Genomic DNA, 23,481 nt, shown 5'->3' on the forward strand with positions numbered 1-23,481 from the left:
TCTCCAAAAAATCCAGGACACCCCATGCAACGACGCCAATTTTTCGCCGGTGCCGCTACCGCCGTCGCGGCCACATCGGTCAGCCGCGTGGCACTGGCCGCCCTGCCCGAGCCCGCCACCCAGGCATCGCCCGACACCGCACCGCCCCTGGTGCCCCCCAACGGGCGCCCCTACCAACCCGTGGTCACCTTGAACGGCTGGACCACGCCCTGGCGCATGAACCAGGGCGTCAAAGAATTCCATCTGGTGGCCGAGCCCGTGGTGCGCGAGGTGGCCCCCGGCTTCTTCGTCAACCTGTGGGGCTACAACGGCCAAAGCCCCGGCCCCACCATCGAGGTGGTCGAAGGCGACCGCGTGCGCATCTTCGTCACCAACCGACTGCCCGAGCACACCACCATCCACTGGCACGGCCAGCGCCTGCCCAATGGCATGGATGGCGTGGGCGGCCTCACCCAGCCCGCCATCCAGCCAGGCAAAACCTTTGTGTACGAGTTTGTGGCGCGCAGGCCTGGCACCTTCATGTACCACCCGCACGCCGACGAGATGGTGCAGATGGCCATGGGCATGATGGGCCTGTGGATCACACACCCCAAGGGTCAACACCCGCACATCGCCAAGGTGCAGCGCGACTACGCCTTCCTGATCAATGCCTTTGACGTGGAGCCGGGCAGCAAGACCCCCAAGGTCAACACCATGCTGGAGCACAACATCTGGTGCTGGAACAGCCGCGCCTTCCCCGCCATCAGCCCACTGGTGGCGCGCCGTGGCGATCGCGTGCGCATCCGCGTGGGCAACCTCACCATGACCAACCACCCCATTCACCTTCACGGCCATGAGTTCGAGGTGACCGGCACCGACGGCGGCCCCGTGCCCCCCACCGCCCGCTGGCCCGAGGTGACCACCGACGTGGCCGTGGGCCAGATGCGGCAGATCGAGTTCACGGCCGACGAGCTGGGCGACTGGGCCCTGCACTGCCACAAGAGCCACCACACCATGGGCGCTATGGGCCACGGCGTGCCCACCATGATCGGCGTGGATCACAAGGGGCTGGTGGGCAAGATCCAGAAGATCGTGCCCGACTACATGGTGATGGGCGAGCGCGGCATGGCGGACATGGGGGCCATGGAAATGCCGCTGCCCGACAACACCTTCCCGATGATGACCGGCACCGGCCCGTTTGGCCCGCTGGAGATGGGCGGCATGTTCACCACCCTCAAGGTGCGCCAGGGCCTGGGCGCCAGCGACTACCGCGACCCCGGCGACTTCCAGCACCCGCCGGGCACCCTGGCCTATGAATGGCAAGGCGCCCCTGCCGCCACGCCACGCCCGGCGCGCGTGGACGCCCCCGGCACCGCCCCCACCGAACCCAGCGCCCGCAAACCCGCCGCCAGCGGCCACCAGCATTGAGCCCCGCCACACCATGAACACTATTAAATTTATAGCTACTAGCGCTTTATTGGCAAGCGCTAGCGCCGTCTTTTCTCATGAATCAGCACCACACCACGCGCCCGTAACTGCGCCAGTGAAAGAGCAAAAGGCCTGGGGCATTGCGGGCGACGCGCAGGCCGTGCGCCGCACCATCACCCTGCGCATGACCGACGACATGCGCTTTACCCCCAGCCACATCGAAGTGCGCGAGGGCGACACCATTCGCCTGCGGGCAGCCAACCAGGGCCAGGTGTTGCACGAGATCGTGATCGGCACCGAGCCCGACCTGCAGGCCCATGCCGAGATGATGGCCAAGCACCCCGGCATGGAGCACGACGAGCCCTACATGGCGCATGTGCCACCCGGCCAACGCGGCGACATCGTGTGGCATTTCAATCGCGCAGGCCGCTTCGAGTTTGCCTGCCTGATCGCTGGCCATTTCAGCGCGGGCATGAAGGGCACGATCACCGTAAAGCCCAAATGCCCCCCCCTGAGCCGCTTCGCGCCTTCCCCCTCTCTCGCTTCGCTGCGCGATGCGGGAGGGGGACACCCCCAGCACGGCGGGGCGGCGCGGCCGGCATAGGCCCTTGTGCGGGGTGCTGGCCTAGGCCGTGCCAGGCCCAAGGGCAGCGGCACACCCCCGGCGCATTGGATTGAACTGCAATTGCAATACAGGAGCACCACCATGACTCACTACACACCCACCCCAACGAAAAACACCCGCCGCCAGTGGCTGGCCCAGGCCATGGCCTGCACGCTGGCTGGGCCCGCGCTCGCGGCCTACGCCGCGGCGCCCACCCCGGTTGAGGTCTGGAAAGACCCCAACTGCGGCTGCTGCCAGGACTGGGTGGACCACATGCAGGCCCACGGGTTTGCCGTCACCATCCACGCCACAGGCAACAATGCCGTGCGCGCCCGCCTGGGGCTGCCGCAAAAGTTGGGCTCGTGCCACACCGCGCTGGTGGGCGGCTACGCGGTGGAAGGCCATGTGCCCGCCAGTGACGTGCGCGCCCTGCTGAAGCAAAAGCCCCAGGCCCTGGGCCTGGCCGTGCCCGGCATGCCCGTGGGCTCCCCCGGCATGGATGGCGCGGTGTACGGCAACCGCCGTGACCCCTATGACGTGCTGCTGGTCGCCCGAGATGGCAGCACCCGCGTGTTCAAAAGCTACCCTGGCAATCAGAAAGAATCCACATGAGTCACCGCCCCTTCCCAGACACGGCAGCCCAGGCAACCCATCGGCTCACGTCCCCTCTGCGCGCCGCCCTGCTGGCCCTGGGCATGCTCGGCGCGACCACGGCCTTTGCGGGCGACGACCACGACCACGGCGAAGCCTACGACAGCCATACGGCATCCACCCAGGTCGCAACCTCCGCCGCACCGGCTGCAGCCCCCGCTCAGGCGGCCACAGCGGCCGAGCTGAGCGAGGGCGAAGTGCTGCGCTGGGATGCACGCAGCGGCAAAGTCACCCTGCGCCACGGCCCCATTGCCAACCTGGGCATGCCCCCCATGACCATGGTGTTCAAGGTGCAAAACGCCGACCAGGGCAGCGCCCTGCAAGCGGGCATGAAGATGCGCTTCAGGGCCGAGCAGTTGCAAGGCGCCTATGTGCTGACGCACATTGCACCGGCACCGTGACGCAGCCAGCAAACCGGCGATAACCCCCAGCCCATAATCGGGCCATGAGCAGCACCCCACCCGCCAGCGACGCTGGCAGCATCACCCGCGTGGCGGGCATTGAGGTTGGCCACCACACCGACAGCCGCCGCCCCACGGGCTGCACCGTCATCCTGGCGCGTGACGGCGCCGTGGCCGGTGTGGATGTGCGCGGGGCCGCCCCCGGCACCCGCGAGACGGACTTGCTCCACCCCTCCAACCTGGTCGAAAAAGTGCACGCCATCGTGCTGGCCGGTGGCAGCGCCTGGGGGCTGGATGCGGCCACGGGCGCCGTGCGCTGGCTGGAGGAGCAAGGCATTGGCTTTGACGTGGCCGTGGGCCGCCTGCCACTGGTGCCTGCTGCGGTGCTGTTTGATTTGCTGGTGGGCGACATGCGCATCCGCCCCGATGCGGCAGCGGGCTATGCCGCCTGCCAGGCCGCGAACCGGGCCGACCCGGCAGAAGGCAACGTGGGCGCGGGCGCAGGCGCGGCCGTGGGCAAAATTTTTGGCATAGGCCACGCTATGAAGGGGGGCGTGGGCACGGCTTCGGTCACGGTGGCGGGCGTCACGGTGGGGGCTTTGGTGGCGTGCAACGCACTGGGCGATGTGCTGAACCCCGACACCGCCCAGGTGCTGGCGGGTGCCCGCACGGACGACGGCAAAGGGCTGCGCGACACCCGCCGCGCGCTGCTGCGCGGCGAGCCCCCCCAGCCGCTGCTGGCAGGCACCAACACCACGCTGGGCGTGGTGGCCACCGACGCACGCATCACCAAAGTGCAGGCCCACCGGCTGGCCATTGCGGCACACGACGGGCTGGCCCGCAGCATCAACCCCGTGCACACCATGAGCGACGGCGACACCGTGTTTGCCCTGGGCACCGGTTGTGTGGAAGCCCACCCCGGCATGATGGTGCTGGCCACCATGGCCGCCGAGGCCACCGCACGCGCCACGGCACGGGCGGTGCTGGCCGCACGTTCTGTCACAACCGCCGAAGGCCTGCACCTGCCGGGCATGGCAGACTGGCGCCCTTCCCGACTTTGAACAGGGTCTAAGAACCTGTTCAAAGTCTTCGCAGGTGTCCTGCAAGGGCGCCCTGCTCTGCTTCTTCCGCTTCAGAATGAACTCCCGCATGTCCAAGGCCCTTCGATCCACGCTGCTGTCATTGCGCGATCTGCTGCTGTCCGCTGGCCCGCTGGCATTTTTGGCGGTGGGCCTGCTGGCGCTGGCGTACTGGTGGCTCAACCCCACGCCGCCCAAGTCCGTCACCCTGGCCACCGGCCCGGCGCAAAGTGCGTACGAAGAGTTTGGCAAGCGCTACCAAAAGGCACTGGCCGCCGAGGGCATCGAGGTGCGATTGCTGCCCAGCGATGGTTCGTCAGCCAACTTGCAGTTGCTGCGCGATGGCCAGGCCGACCTGGCCTTTGTGCAAGGCGGCACGGCCGAGCTGCTGCCCGAGGACCCTGATGAGCTGGTGTCGCTGGGCAGCCTGTTTGTCGAGCCAGTGTGGCTGTTTTATCGCACCGACGCTGCACTGCGCCTGCACCACAGCCCCCGGCTCGATGGGCTGCGGCAGCTGCGTGGCATGCGAGTGAATGTGGGCTCGGACGGCAGCGGCGTGCCCACCTTGATGGACCGGCTGCTGGAAGCCAACCGGCTGGAAAAAGGCGCCGTGACCATGTCGCGGCTGGAGGAGACCCCGGCCACCGTGGCCTTCCTGGCGGGCAAGCTGGACGCCCTGGTGTTTGCGTCGGCCCCCGAGTCGCTGATGGTGCAGATGCTGCTGCAAACGCCCGGAGTGCAATTGCTCGACATTGCCCAGCACGAGGCCTATGCGCGGCGCTTTCCCTTCCTCTCGCCCGTGACACTGCCGCGTGGGGTGGTGGACTTGGCCAGCAATGTGCCCGCGCGGGATGTGCGCATGGTGGCCTCGACCACATCGCTGCTGGCCCGCGAATCGACCCACCCGGCCTTGCTCACGCTGTTTGCCCAGAACGCACAGCGGCTGCACAGCAGCCCGGGTTGGTTCAACCGCGCACGGGAGTTTCCGAACATGCGGCACAGCGAACTGCCCATTGCCAAGGAGGGCGAGCGCGCCATCAACGAGCCGGTGCCGATGATGCAGCGCTACCTGCCGTTCTGGCTGGCCAACCTGATTGAGCGCATGTGGCTGGTGCTGGGTATTTTGCTGGCCGCGCTGCTGCCGCTGTCGCGCATCGTGCCGCCCCTGTACCAGTTCAGGGTGCGCTCGCGCGTGTTCCGCTGGTATGGCCGCCTGCGGGAAATTGAAGACACCGTGGAGTCTCAGCCCGCCGAGCATCCCGAGATGCTCAAAGCCCTGGACGCCCTGGAAGCGCAGGTGGAAAAGGTGACGGTGCCGCTGTCGTACGCAGACGAGCTGTATGCACTGCGCAACCACATCCACCTGGTGCGCAAGAAGCTGCTGCGGGCTTGAAGAGGCCCAGCCTGTCAAAGGCCAGAGCGCTACGAGGTCAACGGCCCTTGGCCGCCTTGGCGGCGGAACGCGACAGGCCTGCCGGGGCCGAGTTGGCACTGCGCGAAGAAGGCTTCACCCGCACCACACGCAGCGTGCCTTCGCCAGCCAGCTTGTCGCGCATGCGCCGTGTCATGGACTGGGTGCTGCCATCGGGCGATGTGAACAGGAACAGCGTGCCATTGGGGCTGGCCCAGGTCAGCTGGGTGCGCACTGGGCGCTGGTTGGTGATCAGCTCCACCCAGGCGCCCACCACAAAATTGGCAAAGGGGTCTGCCGCCGCATCGCTGGCCGCAGAGCCACTGCCAGTATCCAGCACGGCCTGCAAGCTGTCTTCTGACGGCATTTCAGAGCCCAGGCTGTCGGGCGACTCGGCAAACACCTCGCCTTGAGGCAAGGGGATGGAGGTGCCCGAGGGCATGGGCATCTCAAACGCAGACTGGTGCAAGGCCACCAGCCGCTCCAGAAATGTGCTGGTTTTGGCGGCGGGGTAATCCACGGTGCGCAAGCCCTCACGCAGCTTGGCCAGCATGTCGGGGATCGCCTGCGTCAGCCGGTCCAGCTCCAGCCGGGTCAGCTCTGGCTGCGCACTCCACAGCAGCATAGGCACCAGCGCGAGGTAACCCCCTGGGTCATCCTCAGCACCATCGGCCTGGCTCACCTGCGCCAGCGCCACCACATCGGCCCAAGGGCCCGCAGCAAAGTCGAGTACATCGGCAGGCACCTGCCCCATGTCGGGCAGCCGCCGAATGTCGGCCGCAATTTTCTCGGCCAGCATGGCGCGCTGCTCGGCCCGCTGCAGGACCCTCTTTTGTGCCGCTTCTTTCGCTTTGGCGCGCTGCTCCTGGGTGTCCCAGGCGGAGTACAGCGCCTTGAGCACGGTTTCAAAGGGCGTGGCGTCCTTGATCTGGCTGGCAGACAGATGGGTCACCGCTTCATTGATCAGCCGCACAAATTGGGCAAACCCTGGGGCCTCTTCAGAGGCAAATGCCAAGCTGCGCTGGGTCATTTCGTCCAGCAAACGGCGCGCGGGATGGCCAGCATCAGAGAAGAAGCGGGGGTCAAACCGTACCAACTGCTTGAGCGCGGGCTCCAGGTTTTGCACTGCACGCTGCACCGGAGGGAGCAAGCGGGTGTCTTGCGCCAGGGCCACCATCATGCCCCCCACCACATCGGCAGCAACTACAGGCGATTCTGTGGGTGCCACGAAGGGCACGGTGTAGATGGGCTGCCCCATTTGGGTGGGTGCGCGCCAAGCAGACAGGGGCGCCGCCTGGCTACCGCCGCTCAGGCGATTGACCAACCTCTCCAGCTGCGCGATGTCTTCCATGGCGTCGGCCGCCACTGCGGGCACTGCAGCGTAGGCAGTGCCCATAGCGGCATGGCCACTGGGCACCGCCGTGCGCCCATCCACCCAGCCCACCGCAGGCATCTGACCAGACTGCAAGGGCACCGCCTGAGAAGGCACGGCCACATAGGCTCCACGGGGGTCAAAGGGGTCGCCCCCCGCCAGCATCTGGCGCAGAATGCCCACCGTCAAGATGGCCTCTTCCGCCTCGGCAGCCATCTGCGGCTGCATGGCCGGTTCGCCCTGCCAGCCCGTGTGCCCACCCATGCCACGGCCATAGCCTGTGTTGCCACCGTAGCCCGTGGTGCCTCCGTACCCACTAGGTTGCCCATAGCCCGTGGAATAGCCGCTGCCATACCCCGTGCCCCCCCCCATGCCTTGCGCCGGCCCGTAGCCTGTGCGCCCAGCCATGGCGGGCGAACCCAGCACGGCATAGCCCACGGGCTCAATGCCTTGCTCGCGCAGGCTTTTGGCCATGCGCTGGTATTCCACCTCCAACAACTTACCCAGCAGGCCACGCATGTGTTGCATCCACAACTGGCGCACCTCAGAGGGGGCACCCGTTTCAGACACCACACGCTGCAAAGCACGGATGTAATTTTCGGGACGCAGAGGATTGCGCTCAGGCTGCACGCTGCGCAGGCCCTGGGCCGAGCTGACCAGGGTGTTGAGCTCTGCCAACACCGCTTCGGTCGCATGTACCGCCTGCTGCTGGGCCTTGGACAACTCCACCTGGTCTTGCATTTCGCTCTCGTCCATGAGCGAAAGCTCGCCAAAGTCCATCCCGGTTTCGTCGGCCGGACGGGCTTTGGCGTTGGAAGGGCCTTCTGCAAAGATCTCCAGCAAGGCCATGGAGTAGCCCTTGACCATGCCAGCTTCGTGCTGCTTGAGCACACCCAGCGCATCACTGATGTTGTTGCGCTGCTGGACGTTGCGAACTGAAGACTCCTCTTGCGTCAACGCATTGCGCGTGACCTCCACCAGTTTTCCCATGAGCGCTTCGCCCTCGCGCACAGCGCTAACGACGCAGGCGCGAAAAACAGTTCTCGAACGGGACGCTGCCTGGGACATGGTGAAAGGAAGAAAGAGGGGTTTCCAGTTGCAATCCTACTTGACCTGCAGAACTTTGGAGCCTTACTTGAGTGCCTTGTAACGCATCCGCTTGGGCTTGGCGCCCTCTTCGCCCAGGCGTTTTTTCTTGTCCGCTTCGTACTCTTGGTAATTGCCGTCAAAAAACGTCCATTGGCTGTCACCTTCGGCTGCCAAGATGTGGGTGGCAATACGGTCCAGGAACCAGCGATCGTGGCTGATGACCAACATCGTGCCAGCAAACTCCAACAGCGCATCTTCCAAGGCACGCAGGGTTTCCACGTCCAAGTCGTTGGACGGCTCATCGAGCATCAGCACGTTGCCGCCCGCAATCAAGGTCTTAGCCAAGTGCAAACGGCCACGCTCTCCCCCGGAGAGCATGCCGACCTTCTTTTGCTGGTCGCCGCCATTGAAGTTGAAGCGACCGCAATAGGCACGGCTGGCCATCTGGAATTTGCCGACGTTCAGGATGTCAAGTCCGCCCGACACGTCTTCCCATACCGTCTTGTCGTTGGACAGATCATCACGGTGCTGGTCCACAAAGGCCATCTTGACGGTGGAGCCGATGACGACTTCCCCCGAGTCCGGCTTTTCCTTGCCCGCAATCAGCTTGAACAGCGTGGACTTACCGGCGCCGTTGGGCCCGATGATGCCGACGATGGCGCCTGCAGGGATGTTGAAGCTCAGATTGTCGATCAGCACCCGGTCGCCAAACGATTTGGTGACGTTCTTGAACTCGATCACCTGGCTGCCCAAGCGGTCGGCCACGGGGATGAAGATTTCGTTGGTTTCGTTACGCTTTTGGTATTCGTAATCGCTCAGTTCCTCAAAGCGGGCCAGACGGGCCTTGCTCTTGGCCTGGCGGGCCTTGGGGTTCTGGCGCGACCATTCCAGTTCCTTCTTCAGGGCTTTGGCGCGGGCTTCCTCACCCTTTTGTTCGGCTTCCAGACGGGCGCCCTTCTGGGTCAGCCAGTCGGAGTAATTGCCCTTGTACGGGATGCCGGACCCACGGTCCAGTTCCAAAATCCATTCGGCGGCGTTGTCCAGGAAGTAGCGATCGTGGGTGATGGCCACCACGGTGCCGGAGTAGCGCTGCAGGAACTGCTCCAGCCAGTCCACCGATTCGGCGTCCAAGTGGTTGGTTGGCTCATCGAGCAGCAGCATGTCGGGCTTGGACAGCAGCAGGCGGCACAGCGCCACGCGGCGCTTTTCACCGCCGGAGAGCACGCCGATGTTGGCGTCCCACGGGGGCAGGCGCAAGGCGTCGGCAGCAATTTCAAGCTGGTGCTCGGAGTCGGTGCCAGCCGTGGCGATGATGGCTTCCAGCTCGGCCTGTTCGGCGGCCAGAGCGTCAAAGTCGGCGTCTTCGGCACCGTAGGCGGTGTAGACCTCTTCCAGGCGCGCCTTGGCGGCGAACACCTTACCCATGCCGGCTTCCACGCTCTCACGCACGGTCTGGGTGGGGTCCAGCTGGGGTTCCTGAGGCAGGTAACCAATGTTCAGGCCCGCCATGGGGATGGCTTCGCCTTCGATTTCCTTGTCAATGCCTGCCATGATTTTCAGCAGGGTGGACTTGCCCGAGCCATTGGTCCCCAGCACGCCGATCTTGGCGCCTGGGAAAAAGCTCAGGGAGATGTCTTTCAAAATCTGCCGCTTGGGCGGCACGATCTTGCCGACGCGGTTCATGGAGAAAACATACTGAGCCATTACATGCCCCCCCACGAGCAAAGCGAGTGAAGGCCGCCAAAGGCGGGCAGTTGTTTCGATAAAACGTATTGGGCCATTACTTGTTCAACCTGCGAAAGTGGGCAGAAATTCTGCGTTCAAACCGAGATTATCGGGCCATGCGACAATAAGCGGCGTAACGGGCTCCAGTTGCTCGTCACATCAGCAGTTTGCTGGGGACGAAGGAATCACTTTCCTGGCTCCCAATCTTGAACCTCATCTGCCTGAGACTGGCTCAGCAACCCCTCTTTGGTTGCGACGACAGGCCGATACCCAGCGCCCGGACGGGCGCAATCTACGACATGAAATTTGAAGAACTGAATCTGGCTCCTGCCATCCTGAAGGCGGTGCTCGAACAAGGCTACGAGACACCCACCCCCATTCAGGCCCAGGCGATTCCCTCCGTACTCGCAGGCCATGACCTGCTGGCCGGAGCACAGACGGGTACCGGCAAGACCGCAGCATTCACACTGCCAATGCTGCACCGCCTCAGCCAGGGCACAGCCCCCAAAAGCAAATTCGGCGGCAAGGGCATCCGCGCCCTGGTCCTGACCCCCACCCGTGAACTGGCGGCCCAGGTTGAAGAGTCGGTGCGCGACTACGGCAAATACCTGGACATCAACTCCACCGTCGTCTTCGGCGGCGTTGGCATGAACCCGCAAATCGACCGCATCAAGCGTGGTGTGGACGTGCTGGTTGCCACACCAGGCCGTTTGCTGGACTTGCAGCAGCAAGGCTTCCTGGACCTCTCTACCGTCGAAATTCTCGTTCTGGACGAAGCCGACCGCATGCTCGACATGGGTTTCATCCACGACGTCAAGAAAGTCCTGGCGCTGGTTCCTAAAGACAAGCAAAGTCTGCTGTTCTCCGCCACATTCAGCGATGAAATCCGCGAGCTGGCCAACACGCTGCTCAAGAACCCGCAAAGCATCCAGGTCACGCCCAGCAACACCACGGTGCAACGCATCACCCAGGTGATTCACCCTGTGGGCCGTGGCAAGAAGAAGCAAGTGCTGCTGCACATCATTCAGCAGCACAACTGGAGCCAAGTGCTGGTATTCACCCGCACCAAGTTTGGCGCCAACAACGTAGCCGAGTTTCTGACCAAAAACGGGGTTCAAGCCATGGCACTGCATGGCAACAAGAGCCAGAGCGCCCGTACACAGGCCCTGGCGGGCTTCAAGAGTGGCGATATCCGCGCCCTGGTGGCTACCGATATTGCTGCCCGCGGCATCGACATCGACGATCTGCCCCATGTCGTTAACTACGAAATCCCCAACGTCTCCGAAGACTATGTGCACCGCATTGGCCGTACGGGCCGTGCAGGCGCTACGGGCGAAGCCGTGAGCCTGGTCTGCATGGACGAAGAAGGCTTCATGATGGACATCGAGCGCTTCACCAAGCAGCAGATTCCAGTGCAAGTCATCGAGGGCTTTGGCCCAGACGCAGGTGAAAAGGCAGAGCCCATTGCCATGGGCCGCCAAACGATCTGGGGCGGTGCAGGCAAGCCCCCAAGCCGCGAAGTGATGCAGGCAGCTGCCAAGGCCGCCCGCAGTGAAATGATGGAACGCATCCGCACCAACAAAGCCGGCCAGGGTGCAGGCAACGGCAATGGCGGCGGCGAGCGCGGCCCCCGTCCTGCCGGTGGCGGCAATGGCGGCGGTGGCCGTGGCGGTCGCGCCGGTGGCGGTGCCGCAGCGAATGGCGGCGGCAATGGCCCACGTGGCGGTCGTGCCGGTGGTGGTGGCCAGGGCGGCGGCGCACGCGCTGGCGGCCAAGCCCCTCGCGGTCGCTCCGGCGGCGGTGGTTACGAAGGCGGCGGTGGCGGCAATCGCTATGACGACTCGCAACCTCCGCGCGCCAATGCCCACCTGGGCACGCACTCGGGTCACAGCAACCCAGGCAACCGCCACTCAGGCCATTCGGCAGGCGGCCAGCCTGACCCGATGCGCACCAGCGTAGACAGCATGGGCGGCGGCGGTCGCCGTGGCGGTGGTGGTGGCTACCGCAGTGGTGGTGGCAATGGCGGCGGTGGATACGGCGGCGGTGGTGGCCGCAGCAACGGCCCTCGCGGGTCTGGCGGCGGCCCTCGCGGCGGCTCGTTCAACCGATAAGTTATCCACCCGCTGAGGGTCTGAGTGCCCGACCTCCCGCAAAGATGCCAGGGATGTCGGGCACAGTCACATCTGAGTGACAGAACTGCAGATGCCCCACAAACTCATTACACCCTGGGTGCACCCACGCCCGCAGTGCAGGCTGATGTAAACCCGCAGCCACACGCCAACATCTCCTACAGGCATCAACGGGTAACATCCGCAAGTTCCGTGACGCCCTCTTGCGACCTTTACAGCCCCACACCATGACTTTGCGCTCCGCACTCTTCAATGCCCTTGGCCCCCAGTCAATGCCTGAGAGCCCCGAGCCAAGCGGTAGGTGGCGGCTGCATGCACTCACCGCAACCATCATTTCAGCGGCTTTGCTGGCGGCTTGCAGCAGCACACCGTTGCCACCGTGGCCCAGCGCCGGGAGCAAGCCCACGGCAACAGTCCCTGCACCGTTGCCACGCGCCGCATCGGCCAAGCAGGTTCCGCCCCCACTCGGCACTACACCTAAAGCAGCCGAAGCCACAGCGACGCCTGTCCTGCCAACCCCAGCTTTGGTGGGCAGAAACGAAGAACCACTCACGCCACCTTACAGCGCAGCGGTGGCAGCACGTTTTCCTGATCCAGCCATCCAATACAGCACCCCTGGGCTTGGGAAAGATCGCCGCTCATTCACAACCAATGCCGAGCTGGCGCAATGGCTGACAGGGCTTGCAGACATGCGATCTGGGGCCACCCCACCTCCCCAGTTGCTTCAGCTAGGCGTGTCTCAACTTGGCACTCCAATCTTGGGCTTGCTGCTGACCAAAGCCAAAAACCCCAGCCCAGCCGCACTGGAAACTGCAGGCCGCCCCACCGTGATCATGCTAGGGCAACAGCACGGGGACGAGCCGGCAGGAGCGGAAGCTCTCCTCATCATGGCCCGCGAGTTGGCCCCTAATGGGCTGCTCGATGCGCTGCTGGACAAGATCAACGTGATTGTGGTGCCGCGCGCCAATCCCGATGGCGCCGAAGCACGAACGCGCAACACGGCCAACGGTGTCGACATGAACCGCGACCACCTGCTGCTGCAAACCCCCGAGGCCCAAGCGATTGCACGCCTGGTACGCGACTACCGCCCGTTGCTTGTCATTGACTCACATGAATACACCGTGGCAGGTCGGTTCAAGGACAAGTTCAATGCCATCCAGAAATACGATGCTTTGTTGCAGCATGCGACGACAGCCAACTACCCCGAGTTTCTGACCAAGGCCTCCCTGGAGTGGTACCACGCCCCCATGGTGGCAGCCCTGAAAGAGCAAGGCCTGAGCAGCGAGTGGTACTACACCACATCCACCGACCGCGAAGACAAGAGCATTTCCATGGGCGGCACACAGCCCGACACCGGCCGAAATGTGCACGGACTTAAAAATGCGGTCAGCCTGTTGATCGAAACACGGGGCGTCGGTATTGGCAGGCTGCATGCACAAAGGCGGGTACACACCCAGGTCACAGCCATCACCAGCGCATTGCGCAGCACGGCCGACAAGGTAGGCCCACTGGAGCAAGTGCGCTCATTTGTTGCACGAGACACCGCTGCGCAGGCTTGCCGCGACCAAGTCGTAACCGAAGCCGCCGCCACACCCACCCAACGCGACCTTGTTTTGCTGGACCCAACCACCGGAGAAGATCGCAGCCTGCGGGTGGACTGGAATTCCTCACTGAGCCTGCGCAAACTGCAGACCCGGGCACGCCCATGCGGCTACTGGCTGGATGCCAGTGCAACCGCTGCTGTAGAGCGGCTCAAGCTGATGGGCGTTCAAGTGATGAAGGTTGCCGAAGCAGGCTCGCTACTCGCGGAAAAATACCAGGAAACCGCAAGAGAAATCGGGGAACGGCGCGACGTGCGGGGCGCCATTGCAGCCAGCAGTGACACCATCCGCATCAAGGTGGCGCCCGTGCGCGCAGCCATCGACGTCCCCACCGGCAGCTACTACATTCCGCTGAACCAAGCCTTGGCACACATCGCCGTGGCGGCTTTAGAGCCCGATACCCAGAGTAGCTACTTTGCAAACCACTTAATCGGCGAGCTGGAGCACACAGCTCGAGTAATGGCCACCCCCTCCCTGGTTTTTGAAGAAGCCGACTGATTCAGACACTAAAGGCACCTCACCTGCTGCAAGCTGAACGGTCTGAAAAGGACCAAAAGCACATCGGCACAGCAGGCATTGGTCCGCATATTTGCGCCGTCAGCCCCGTAGGACAAGTGTCTGCGGGTTATCATCAGACTCTCGGGTTCAGCATGTGCACATGCACAGCACCTCAAAACCCATTGAGGCTATCCCATCCATCTGCCCGTAGCTCAACCGGATAGAGCAATTGCCTTCTAAGCAATAGGTCGGGGGTTCGAGTCCCTCCGGGCAGGCCAATCCAGTCAGGTCATGCGAAACATCCAAGGACGATGTTGCCCATGGCGATGGCACTCCTCCAGATCAAAGATGAGCCCGCAAGAATGGGTTGAAATCACCCTGGCAACACTCTATCGGTTGGCCGCATTTGCAGTCTTCAATTTGACGGAAGATGCCGCATTGCTTGCACTGGTGTTTTGTTAATCAAGCAGTGCCGCAGGTCAAGACCTGCAACGACAGCACCTCGACACCACCAAGCAAATTGAACCGCCATCGGTGGCTTTTTTGCACAGCAGCAGGCGCCAGCGCCCAGCCCCACCGAAGCAGCATACAAACTGCACCGATAACGCCGAACCAAAAACAAGAAAACCCGCAGTGCTTTCACACTGCGGGTTTTTATTTGGGGTGGCTGATGGGGCTCGAACCCACGACAACAGGAATCACAATCCTGGACTCTACCAACTGAGCTACAGCCACCGTAGACTCAAATTATAACGGAAATTTGAACACTCCAATCAACTTCCAGAACTTTCTATTTCAAATAGCGGACGCTTGTGGACGCGTGGGCTTGATCTGCACCTTGAAGCGCTCCTTGAGCATTTCATAGTAAGCGAAACCTTCGGCAGTGGTCCACCACTGCTGCAATTGCTGGCGTTGTTGCGCCGTTTGCTGGGCGTCTGCAGCCTCACGGGGCAATATGCGCGACACCTTCACCAAGGCAGCGCCTTGGGCACCAAGGTCTGCAACCACCCACGCAGGCAATCCATCCGGGGAGACGCGCAAGGCCGCGTCCAACACTTGGCGAGGCTGGCCTTGGGTCTGGTCACGAGAAACCGTCACAGCAGCCGAAAGACCGGTCGCAGCGGCTGCGTTGGCAGTCCATGCAGCCTTCTTGGCCTCTGCATCCTTGCGGGCCAGCTCCAGCGACTTTTCTTGCACATGCAGGCTGCGGGCACGGTCGCGGACCTCAGTCAAAGGAAGCGTACGGGCAGGCGCATAGGTAGAAACGCGCCCAGCCACCAGTTGACTAGGACCCACTTCGACAGCGCTGGTGTTGCGCTTTCCTTCGATGGAATCACTGGAAAACAAGGCTTCCAAAAACTTGGCATTGGCCAGGGGGCCGGTCACACCAGCCGCGGGAACCCGGGTGACTCCATCTGCCGTTTGAATCTTGAGTTTCAAACTGTCCGCCACAGGCTTGAGGCTGTCTGGCTGCTCATACACACTGTTCGTGAACAACTCTGCCACCTCGGCAAATTTGCGCTGGGCTTGTTGCTGCTTGAGTTCAGCTTCCAGCGAAGGACGCAGTTCCTCAAAAGACGGCTGGCGAGGGGTTTTGATATCCGTCAGCAAAATGATGTGATAGCCGAAATCCGACTCCACCACATCACTGATATCGCCTTTCTTCATGGAGAAAGCGGCTTCCTCGAAAGGCTTGACCATGGCGCCGCGGCCAAAGAAATTCAGATCACCGCCAACTATTGCAGAACCGGTGTCCTGCGAGGACTTCTTGGCCACTTCAGCAAACGAGCCTGGCGCCTTGCGAACTTGCGCAAGTAACTCTTCGGCGCGGGCCTTGGCCTTCTCGCGCTCCGCGGCAGAAGCATCCTTGCTTGCACTGATCAGGATATGGCTGGCACGGCGCTCTTCTTTTGCCGCCAGACGGGTCAGATTTTCTTTGTAGTAAGTGCGCAGATCATCCTCATTGACGCGAATGCTGCCACGCACGCTGTCCAAATCCAGCACCACGTATTCGACTGCAGCCTGCTCTTGCTGCTGAAAGCGTGCACTGTTGGCTTGGTAGAAAGCCTCTACATCAGCGTCGCTGGGATTGACCTGCTTGGCATAGTCCGTGGCATTGAAGCGGGCCACCTGTATCTCACGGCGTTGATACAAGGAGTCAAAAGCCAGGCGCGTGGCCGAATCTGTGGCAAAGGCCGAGCCCATCACGCCGCCCATCACTTGGCTCACAGACAGCTCTCGGCGAACATTCGACTCAAACCCTTCAGGCGTCAGCCCCTGGGCGCCCACCAGCGCGCGATAGGCCTCGGTGTCCAGCGAGCCATCTGGTCGCTTCAACCCAGCAATGGCAGGAATGTCTTGCAGAGCACGGGCAAGGCGGGCATCACCCGTCACAAGATGGGCGCTTTGCGCAGCAGCAGCAAACACACGATCACGCACCAAGCGCTCCAGCGTTGCATACCGGGCCTGGGGCGTATCCAGCTGCTTGGGATCCACATTGGGAGACTGCGCGCGGATGCGATCCGTCTCCGTCCTGTGGGCATTGTCCCAATCGGCTTGGGTGATTTTGTGCCCATCAACACGCACGACCACTGGGCTCTTTTCAGAGAAGTAGTTGCTGTCGATACCCACAAGAACAAACGAAGGAATGACCAGCAAGAACAACAAGAACATCACGATCTTGGAATGCTTGCGGATGGCTTCAAACATGGTCGATCTTTCAGTGACAAAAAGAAAAGGCGAACTTTCGTTCGCCTTTGTTTGATGGTGGTGGGTCCTGACGGTCTCGAACCGCCGACCTACTCCGTGTAAAGGAGCCGCTCTACCAACTGAGCTAAGGACCCAGCCTAAAACAATTTTCAGTTCACAGCATCTTTCAATGCTTTACCTGGACGGAACTTTGGAACTTTAGCAGCTTTGATTTTAATCGCATCGCCGGTACGGGGATTACGACCTGTACGCGCAGCACGCTTGCCAACAGCGAATGTCCCAAAACCCACCAAAGACACGGTGCCGCCCTTCTTCAGGGTCTTCTTGACAGCTTCAATCGTCGACTCCAGTGCGCGTGCAGCAGCTGCCTTGGAGATATCGGCGTTGTTAGCGATGTGCTCGATCAATTCGGTTTTGTTCACAAGAAGCCTCTCGGGAAAAACGTTGATGGAATTTGTCTTGGGTATCTGGTCTTCACACGTCAAAGCGCCTCAACAAGAGGCCTGGATCAATGGACTGGAGAATGACTGGAGTACACAGCAATGGCTGCTGCGTCAGATTAAAACCATCGACTTTCCGGGTGTCAATACAACATGCCGTTTGGCGGCGATGTTTGCCTGAATTCTAGTCGCATTTCTCAGCCTGGCCGGGCTTGCTGCGTGTTTTTGTCTCAATCGCGCTGCATGCGCACCTTCACCGATTGACACGGGCACACAGGCCCGAGTGACCTGCAAGCGCCGCACGAACCCAGCGCTATCGGACCCTCGCACGAATCTCCGGAAGGGCTTTTTGCAGGTAGTAAACCATGGACCACACCGTGAGCACAGCGGAGGCCCAGATCAGCCAAGTGCCCCAGACCCCTGTATCCACCACACCCAGCAAACGGCCGTCGAACAAAAGAAAGGGAATCGCAACCATCTGCACCGTGGTCTTGACCTTGCCGATCATGTGCACGGCCACGCTCTTGCTGGCACCGATCTGCGCCATCCATTCGCGCAGTGCCGAGATCGCGATCTCTCGGCCAATGATGATGAGGGCAACAAACACATCGGCACGCTGCAAGTGCACCAGCACCAGCAGCGATGCGCAAACGAGGAATTTGTCAGCCACCGGATCGAGGAAGGCCCCAAACGACGAAGTCTGGTTGAGCTTGCGGGCCAGAAAACCGTCCAGCCAATCGGTGGCAGCAAACACCACAAACATCACCGTGGCGATGAGGTTGCGAGTGGCCGGATCCACCGGCGCATAGAACACTCCGACGATCAAAGGTATCGCGACAATGCGCGTCCAAGTCATCAGGGTCGGTATAGTCCAAAACATGCGGCGATTGTGTCACGCGCCCAAAGCCCTGGCACCATGCCCTTGCAACTTCACCGCAACGCGCGGTAAATCTCTTCGGCCAGCTCACGCGAAATACCGTCCACCGTGGCCAGGTCCTCCACGCTGGCCGCTGCCACGCCGCGCACCCCGCCAAACCGCTGCAGCAACCGCGCCCGCTTCTTGGGGCCCACGCCAGTGATCTCTTCCAGCTGCCCGCCACCCACACGCACCTTGGCCCGCGCAGCGCGCATGCCGGTGATGGCAAAGCGGTGGGCCTCGTCGCGGATCTGCGCCACCAGCATCAGCGCGGCCGAATCCTTGCCCAGGTAGACCTTTTCGCGCCCGTCGGCAAACACCAGCTCTTCCAGGCCCACCTTGCGGCCCTCGCCCTTCTCGACCCCCACGATACGCGTCAGGTCCAGCCCCAGTGCCGTGAACACCTCGCGCGCCACGCCCACCTGGCCCTTGCCGCCGTCGATGAGCACCAGGTCGGGCAAACGCGCCTGGCCCTTGGGCCGGGCTGCGGCTTGCACCTCGGGCGATTGCGCATAGTCGATGCCGCCCTCCTCGCGCTGTGCCTCCACCACCTTGCTGTAGCGGCGCGTGAGCACCTGGCGCATGGCGGCATAGTCGTCGCCCCCCGTGATGCCTTCGATCTTGTAGCGGCGATATTCGCTGCTTTGCATCTTGTGGTGGTGGAACACCACACACGACGCCTGGGTAGATTCGCCCGCCGTGTGCGAGATGTCGAAACACTCGATGGTGAGCTGGTCCAGGTCTTCGGGCGGCAAATCGAGCGCCTCGGCCAGCGCGCGGGTGCGGGCCTGCTGCGAGCCCTCCTCGGCCAGCAAGCGGGCGAGTTGCAGGTCGGCGTTCTTTTGCGCCATGTCCAGCCAGGCTCGGCGCTGCTCGCGCGGCTGGTGGATGGCGTTCACGCGCAAGCCACTTTGTTCGGTCAGCGCATCCAGCAGCCCCTTGTCCACCGGCACGCTGGTCACCAGCAACGGGGGCACCGGCACGCCGATGTAGTGCTGGGCGATGAAGGCTTCAAGCACCAGCGCCTCCACGGGGCGGGTGGGCTGTGCAGGCGCGGTGTTTTCCCCTTCAACGCCCTCCACAGCATCTATCCCCTCACCCCCCTCTTCCGCATACACCGCTGCAGCGTCTTCCACATGCACCGGGAAATAAGGCCTGTCGCCAAGGTGGCGGCCACCGCGCACCATGGCCAGGTTCACGCAGGCGCGGCCGCCCTGCACACGCACCGCCAGGATGTCCACATCCTTGTCATCCACCGTCTCGATGGACTGCTGGTGCAGCACGCGCGACAGCGCCTGGATCTGGTTGCGCACCTCGGCGGCCTGCTCAAACTCCAGCTTGTCGGAGTGCGCCATCATGCGCGCCTCCAGCGCCTGCAGCAGCTCCTGCGTTTCGCCGCGCAGCAGTGCCTCGGCATGCGACACGTCGGCCGCATAAGCCTCGGGCGATATCAAGTCCACACAAGGCCCGGTGCAGCGCTTGATCTGGTACAGCAGGCAGGGCCGTGTGCGGTTGGCAAACACCGTGTCCTCGCAGGTGCGCAGCCGAAAGACCTTTTGCAGCAGCTGGATGGTTTCCTTGACGGCCCAGGCGCTGGGATAGGGGCCAAAGTAGCGGTGCTTTTTGTCCACCGCGCCCCGGTAGTACGCCATGCGCGGAAACACCTGGCCCGGCGCATCGCCCCGCGTGTGGGCGCCCGGTGTGCCGGTGATCTTGAGATAGGGGTAGCTCTTGTCGTCGCGGAACAGGATGTTGAACTTGGGGTTCAGCGTCTTGATGAGGTTGTTTTCCAGCAGCAGCGCCTCGGCCTCGGAGCGCACCACCGTGGTCTCCATGCGCACGATCTTGCTGACCATGTGGCCGATGCGCGTGCCGCCATGGTTCTTCTGGAAGTAGCTGGACACCCGGCGCTTGAGGTTGAGCGCCTTGCCCACGTACAGCAGCGCATCCTGCGCGTCGAAATAGCGGTACACGCCCGGTAGCGCGGGCAGCGCAGCCACCTGCGCGAGGAGTTCTTCGGAATGCACATCAGACATGGCGCGTATTGTGGCCCCGTGCGCAGCCCGCCCAGGGCAATCGCATCTAAACCCTGATGCCCAGGACATGTGCCAGATAGCCCACATCCCAGCCAGCGCGCTTGCGCTTTGCCTGCACACCCACCTTCACCGACGTGTCACTCTTGAGCAACTGCAGCGCCATGCGCCGCAGCAGCGTCTGGTTGTGCTGTCCCTGGTCTTTATAGGACTGCGCCGCATCCTCGCGCATCGCCACATCCAGACTCCAGTGCAACTGGTTCTCCACCGCCCAGTGCGAACGGATACTGTGCGCCAGCACCCGTGCAGGCGTGTGCACTGGCAAGCTGCTCAGGTAGTAGCTGACTTCTTCGCTAGCCTCGCCTCCCGTTTGTTGGCGCTGGCGCGTGACTTGCACCACGCTGGCCAGCCCCGGCCAGTGCACTGCCGCTCGCTGCAATGCCTCGGGCACGGGGCTGAGCCGGTAGCTGCGCAGCTCCTGGCGCCCATGGCCGCTTGAGCGCTCGGTGTAGGTGTTCTCATCGGGCGGCTCTTGGCTCGCCTGCACTTCAAAGTGCTTTTGAACCACTGCGTGCATGTGCCGCTGGTTGCCTTTGAGGGACAGAACATAAGCCGCACCATGCTCGTGAAGCTGCTGGGCGATGCTCTTTTGGCAGCCGATGGCATCGATGGTGACGATGCAGCCTTTGAGGTGCAGCAGCCTGAGCAACTCGGGGATGGCGGTGATCTCGTTGCTCTTGCCGTCAACCTTGCACTGGCCCAGTAGCAATCCCATGTCTGCAGCCCAGGCGCTGACCATGTGCAGTGGCCTGCGAGCCTCCCCTTTGCTGCTGCCGCGCACGCTTTTGCCGTCAATCGCCACTGTGCCGTATACCCGGCCCGCCACTTGGGCCAGCCACTGTTGGCAGGCCAGCTCCAGTTGCTTGGCGTCAAGCAGGCGAAACACTCGCGCGAAGGTGTCGTGCGAGGCAATGCCTGAGGGCAGCGGAATGAAACGAATGAACCAGTCGTGGTGCAACTCGCCGAACTCGGCTACTTCCACCCAGTTGTCTGCGCCTGCGATGGTTGCGCACAGCGCTATGGCCAGGATGGATTGGAGTTCATGGCGACGCGTGCGCTCTAGGCGCGGGTCTGGGATGACTTGCAGGTGCTGCAGCAGCGTCACGGGAGCGTTGGTTGGGTGATCACACGCTGCAGTTTCGCCGCAAATAGCTGCATCTATTTAGATGCGATTGCCCTGGCAGCCCGCCCCATTCACTATCAAATAAATAGCTGCTAGCGCTTATCTATCAAGCGCCAGCGGCCATTTTCATCAAAACACCCGAATCATTCCGCCTCGATCTTCGAGGTCTTCACCACCTGCGCCCAGTTGGCCAGATCGGCCTTCACCTTGTCACCCAGTTGCGCAGGGGTCTGGTAGTCCGCCGTGGCGCCCTGCTCCTGCGCCTTTTGCAGGAAGGCCGGGTTCTGCACCACGGTGCGGATGTCGGCCGTCAGCTTGTCCACCACGGCCTTGGGCACGGCGGCGGGGGCAAACACCGCAAACCACGAGGTGGCATCGACCTTGGGGTAGCCCGCCTCGGCTGTGGTGGGCACATCGGGCAGGCTGGGCAGGCGCTGCTTGCCCGTCACGGCCAGCACGCGCAGCTTGCCGCTGGCGATGTGGGGCATGAACGGCGGTGCAGTGCCAAAGGTCAGGTCCACCTGGCCGCCCAGAAGATCCTGCAGCGCGGGGCCCGTGCCCTTGTAGGGCACGTGGACCATCTTGACGCCTCCCTGCTGCTCCAGCATGGCACCAGTGACATGCTGCAGCGAGCCGTTGCCCGACGAGGCATAGTTGAGCTTGCCGGGGTGGGCCTTGGCGTAGGCGATCAGCTCGGGCAGCGTTTTCACCGGCAGGTCGGCACGCACCACGATGATCTGCGGGGCCGAGATGACGTTGGCCACGGGTTGGAAGTCACCCTGCTCCCACTGCTTTTGTTTGGTGATGTGGGGCGAGATGACGTGGTAGCCCGAGTACTGCATCAGCAGCGTGTAGCCATCGGCCTCGGCCCGCTTGACGGCGCTGGCCGCGATGTTGCCGTTACCCCCGCCCTTGTTGTCTGCGATGACCGACTGGCCCAGCACCGGCGCAAGCGCCTGTGCCAGCATGCGGGCCGACAGGTCGGTGGTGCCACCGGCGGCGGTGGGCACCACCAGGGTGACGTTCTTGGACGGGTAAGCGCCCTGCGCCGCTGCGTGGCCGATGAAGCCGGTGGCCAGTGCGGCCAGTGCGGCCAGTGCGAGGGTGGTGAACTGCTTGCGGGTGGTTTTCATGAAAGCGATGTCTCCGTTGTCGTTGTTGTCAAAAATCTGAAAAGCGAGGGGCCGTTGGGTGCCCAGAAAAATGCGCGGTCAATCGACCGTGGCGCCCGTGTCCTTGACCACGCGGCTCCACTTGGGCAGGTCGGACTGCACCAGCGCGGCCAGCTGCGCTGCCGTGCCCTTGAAGGGTTCGCAGCCGACGGTGGCCAGCTTGTCCACCACGTCCTTGTGCTCCAGCGCGCGCGCCACCTCGGCCTGCAACTGCGCCACGATGGGCGCGGGCGTGCCAGCCGGGGCAAACAGCGCATACCACGGCGCCTGGCCAAAGCCCTTGATCGTCTCACCAATGGTGGGCGCATCGGGCAGCGCGGCCACACGCTTTTCATTGACCACACCCAGCACCTTGAGCTTGCCTGCCTTGATGAACGCAATGGCCGACGGCAGGCTTTGCACCGACAGCGGCACTTGCCCGCCCACCACGTCGGTGGCGGCTGCCGCCGAACCCTTGTACGGGATGTGCTGCAGCTGGATGCCCGCCGCCTTTTGCAGCATCTCGCCAATCAGGTGGTTCAGCGTGCCGTTGCCCGCCGAGGCAATCGAATACTTGCCGGGGTTGGCCTTGGCCAAAGCCACCATTTCGGCCACGGTGTTGGCCGGGAAGGACGGATGAGCGACCAGCACATAGCCCGCCGTGGCCACGGGCGCCACGGGTGCAAAGTCCTTCACCGGGTCAAAGCCCGGGTTCTTGTACAGCGCAGGGCCAATCACATGGGCGCTGTCGGCCGTCAGCAGCAGCGTGTAGCCATCGTTGCGCGCACGGGCCGTGGCGCCGGTGGCCAGCGTGCCGCCCGCGCCAGGGCGGTTGTCCACGATCACGCTCTGGCCCAGCTGCTCGCTGAGTTTTTGCGCCACCACGCGCGCAATGGCGTCGTTGGCGCCACCCGCAGCCTGGGGCACGACCATGGTGATGGGCTTGGAGGGGTATTTGTCCTGCGCGCCCGCAGCCAAAGCAGCGGAGCACAGCACGGCGGCGGTAAAGATGCGGCGGGACAGCGTCGTTTGAAATGTCATGGCTTTTGTCTCCTGGTGTTATGTATGAATGCAGGCTCGCC

17 protein-coding genes, 3 tRNA genes and 1 pseudogene are annotated in these 23,481 nt (G+C 63.0%); 10 read left to right on the forward strand and 11 right to left on the reverse strand.

Annotated features, from left to right (window positions below):
* The first annotated feature begins 24 nt into the window (after positions 1-24).
* The 6 genes and pseudogenes from CLU86_RS11070 to CLU86_RS11095 all read left to right on the forward strand — a co-directional run bounded on the left by CLU86_RS11070 (position 25) and on the right by CLU86_RS11095 (position 5,535).
* The gene (locus CLU86_RS11070; RefSeq protein ID WP_099741641.1) at positions 25-1,407 is read left to right on the forward strand and encodes a multicopper oxidase family protein; all 1,383 of its coding nucleotides are present in this window, start codon (positions 25-27) and stop codon (positions 1,405-1,407) included.
* Between the two features lie 13 nt (positions 1,408-1,420).
* A pseudogene (locus tag CLU86_RS11075) lies at positions 1,421-1,900 on the forward strand (plastocyanin/azurin family copper-binding protein); the annotation flags it as partial.
* A 213-nt stretch (positions 1,901-2,113) separates the two neighbouring features.
* On the forward strand, positions 2,114-2,623 hold the full coding sequence (locus CLU86_RS11080; RefSeq protein ID WP_099741643.1) for a DUF411 domain-containing protein: 510 nt from the start codon (positions 2,114-2,116) through the stop codon (positions 2,621-2,623).
* Complete coding sequence (locus CLU86_RS11085) at positions 2,620-3,063, forward strand: copper-binding protein (protein WP_233194956.1); 444 nt, start codon at positions 2,620-2,622, stop codon at positions 3,061-3,063. The genes CLU86_RS11080 and CLU86_RS11085 overlap by 4 nt, the downstream gene beginning before the upstream one ends.
* Before the next feature lie 44 nt (positions 3,064-3,107).
* Complete coding sequence (locus CLU86_RS11090; protein ID WP_099741644.1) at positions 3,108-4,124, forward strand: P1 family peptidase; 1,017 nt, start codon at positions 3,108-3,110, stop codon at positions 4,122-4,124.
* 88 nt (positions 4,125-4,212) lie between these two features.
* A complete protein-coding gene (locus tag CLU86_RS11095; protein WP_099741646.1) occupies positions 4,213-5,535 on the forward strand; it encodes a TAXI family TRAP transporter solute-binding subunit in 1,323 nt (440 codons plus the stop codon).
* 37 nt (positions 5,536-5,572) lie between these two features.
* On the opposite strand, the gene CLU86_RS11100 is transcribed toward CLU86_RS11095, so the two are convergent.
* Positions 5,573-7,993 (reverse strand): DUF1631 family protein, encoded by a 2,421-nt coding sequence (locus CLU86_RS11100; protein WP_099741647.1) that lies wholly within the window; start codon positions 7,991-7,993, stop codon positions 5,573-5,575.
* A gap of 63 nt (positions 7,994-8,056) precedes the next feature.
* Complete coding sequence (gene ettA / locus CLU86_RS11105; protein ID WP_099741648.1) at positions 8,057-9,718, reverse strand: energy-dependent translational throttle protein EttA; 1,662 nt, start codon at positions 9,716-9,718, stop codon at positions 8,057-8,059.
* Between the two features lie 320 nt (positions 9,719-10,038).
* Between ettA and CLU86_RS11110 the strand changes: the two genes are divergently transcribed.
* From CLU86_RS11110 to CLU86_RS11120, 3 genes are all read left to right on the forward strand, one after another.
* Complete coding sequence (locus CLU86_RS11110; protein WP_099656134.1) at positions 10,039-11,850, forward strand: DEAD/DEAH box helicase; 1,812 nt, start codon at positions 10,039-10,041, stop codon at positions 11,848-11,850.
* 245 nt (positions 11,851-12,095) lie between these two features.
* Positions 12,096-13,967: a M14 family metallocarboxypeptidase gene (locus tag CLU86_RS11115; protein ID WP_099741649.1), complete on the forward strand. Its 1,872-nt coding sequence runs from the start codon at positions 12,096-12,098 to the stop codon at positions 13,965-13,967.
* A gap of 201 nt (positions 13,968-14,168) precedes the next feature.
* Positions 14,169-14,245: transfer RNA gene (locus CLU86_RS11120), tRNA-Arg, on the forward strand.
* Positions 14,246-14,626: 381 nt separating this feature from the next.
* On the opposite strand, the gene CLU86_RS11125 is transcribed toward CLU86_RS11120, so the two are convergent.
* The 4 genes from CLU86_RS11125 to CLU86_RS11140 all read right to left on the reverse strand — a co-directional run bounded on the left by CLU86_RS11125 (position 14,627) and on the right by CLU86_RS11140 (position 17,098).
* Positions 14,627-14,702 (reverse strand) — tRNA-His (locus CLU86_RS11125).
* 60 nt (positions 14,703-14,762) lie between these two features.
* Positions 14,763-16,676, reverse strand: a complete 1,914-nt coding sequence (locus CLU86_RS11130; protein ID WP_099741650.1) for a SurA N-terminal domain-containing protein — start codon at positions 16,674-16,676, stop codon at positions 14,763-14,765.
* A gap of 58 nt (positions 16,677-16,734) precedes the next feature.
* Positions 16,735-16,810 (reverse strand) — tRNA-Val (locus CLU86_RS11135).
* 15 nt (positions 16,811-16,825) lie between these two features.
* Positions 16,826-17,098, reverse strand: coding sequence for an HU family DNA-binding protein (locus CLU86_RS11140; protein WP_099658722.1), 273 nt, complete (start codon positions 17,096-17,098; stop codon positions 16,826-16,828).
* Between the two features lie 25 nt (positions 17,099-17,123).
* Here CLU86_RS11140 and CLU86_RS22820 point away from each other — a divergent pair, with 25 nt between their 5' ends.
* Positions 17,124-17,297 (forward strand): hypothetical protein, encoded by a 174-nt coding sequence (locus tag CLU86_RS22820; RefSeq protein ID WP_158236325.1) that lies wholly within the window; start codon positions 17,124-17,126, stop codon positions 17,295-17,297.
* Positions 17,298-17,429: 132 nt separating this feature from the next.
* On the opposite strand, the gene pgsA is transcribed toward CLU86_RS22820, so the two are convergent.
* The 5 genes from pgsA to CLU86_RS11165 form a co-directional block, all read right to left on the reverse strand.
* Positions 17,430-17,996 carry a CDP-diacylglycerol--glycerol-3-phosphate 3-phosphatidyltransferase gene (gene pgsA, locus CLU86_RS11145; protein WP_099741651.1) on the reverse strand — a complete coding sequence of 189 codons (567 nt, stop codon included), beginning with the start codon at positions 17,994-17,996 and terminating at the stop codon, positions 17,430-17,432.
* 50 nt (positions 17,997-18,046) lie between these two features.
* Positions 18,047-20,068, reverse strand: coding sequence for an excinuclease ABC subunit UvrC (gene uvrC, locus CLU86_RS11150; protein ID WP_099741652.1), 2,022 nt, complete (start codon positions 20,066-20,068; stop codon positions 18,047-18,049).
* 46 nt (positions 20,069-20,114) lie between these two features.
* The gene (locus CLU86_RS11155; protein WP_099741653.1) at positions 20,115-21,230 is read right to left on the reverse strand and encodes an ISAs1 family transposase; all 1,116 of its coding nucleotides are present in this window, start codon (positions 21,228-21,230) and stop codon (positions 20,115-20,117) included.
* Positions 21,231-21,391: 161 nt separating this feature from the next.
* The gene (locus CLU86_RS11160; protein WP_099741654.1) at positions 21,392-22,381 is read right to left on the reverse strand and encodes a tripartite tricarboxylate transporter substrate binding protein; all 990 of its coding nucleotides are present in this window, start codon (positions 22,379-22,381) and stop codon (positions 21,392-21,394) included.
* 78 nt (positions 22,382-22,459) lie between these two features.
* Complete coding sequence (locus tag CLU86_RS11165) at positions 22,460-23,440, reverse strand: tripartite tricarboxylate transporter substrate binding protein (RefSeq protein WP_099741655.1); 981 nt, start codon at positions 23,438-23,440, stop codon at positions 22,460-22,462.
* Between the last annotated feature and the right edge of the window lie 41 nt (positions 23,441-23,481).

Source organism: Acidovorax sp. 62, from assembly GCF_002754495.1.
GTDB lineage: Bacteria > Pseudomonadota > Gammaproteobacteria > Burkholderiales > Burkholderiaceae_C > Acidovorax.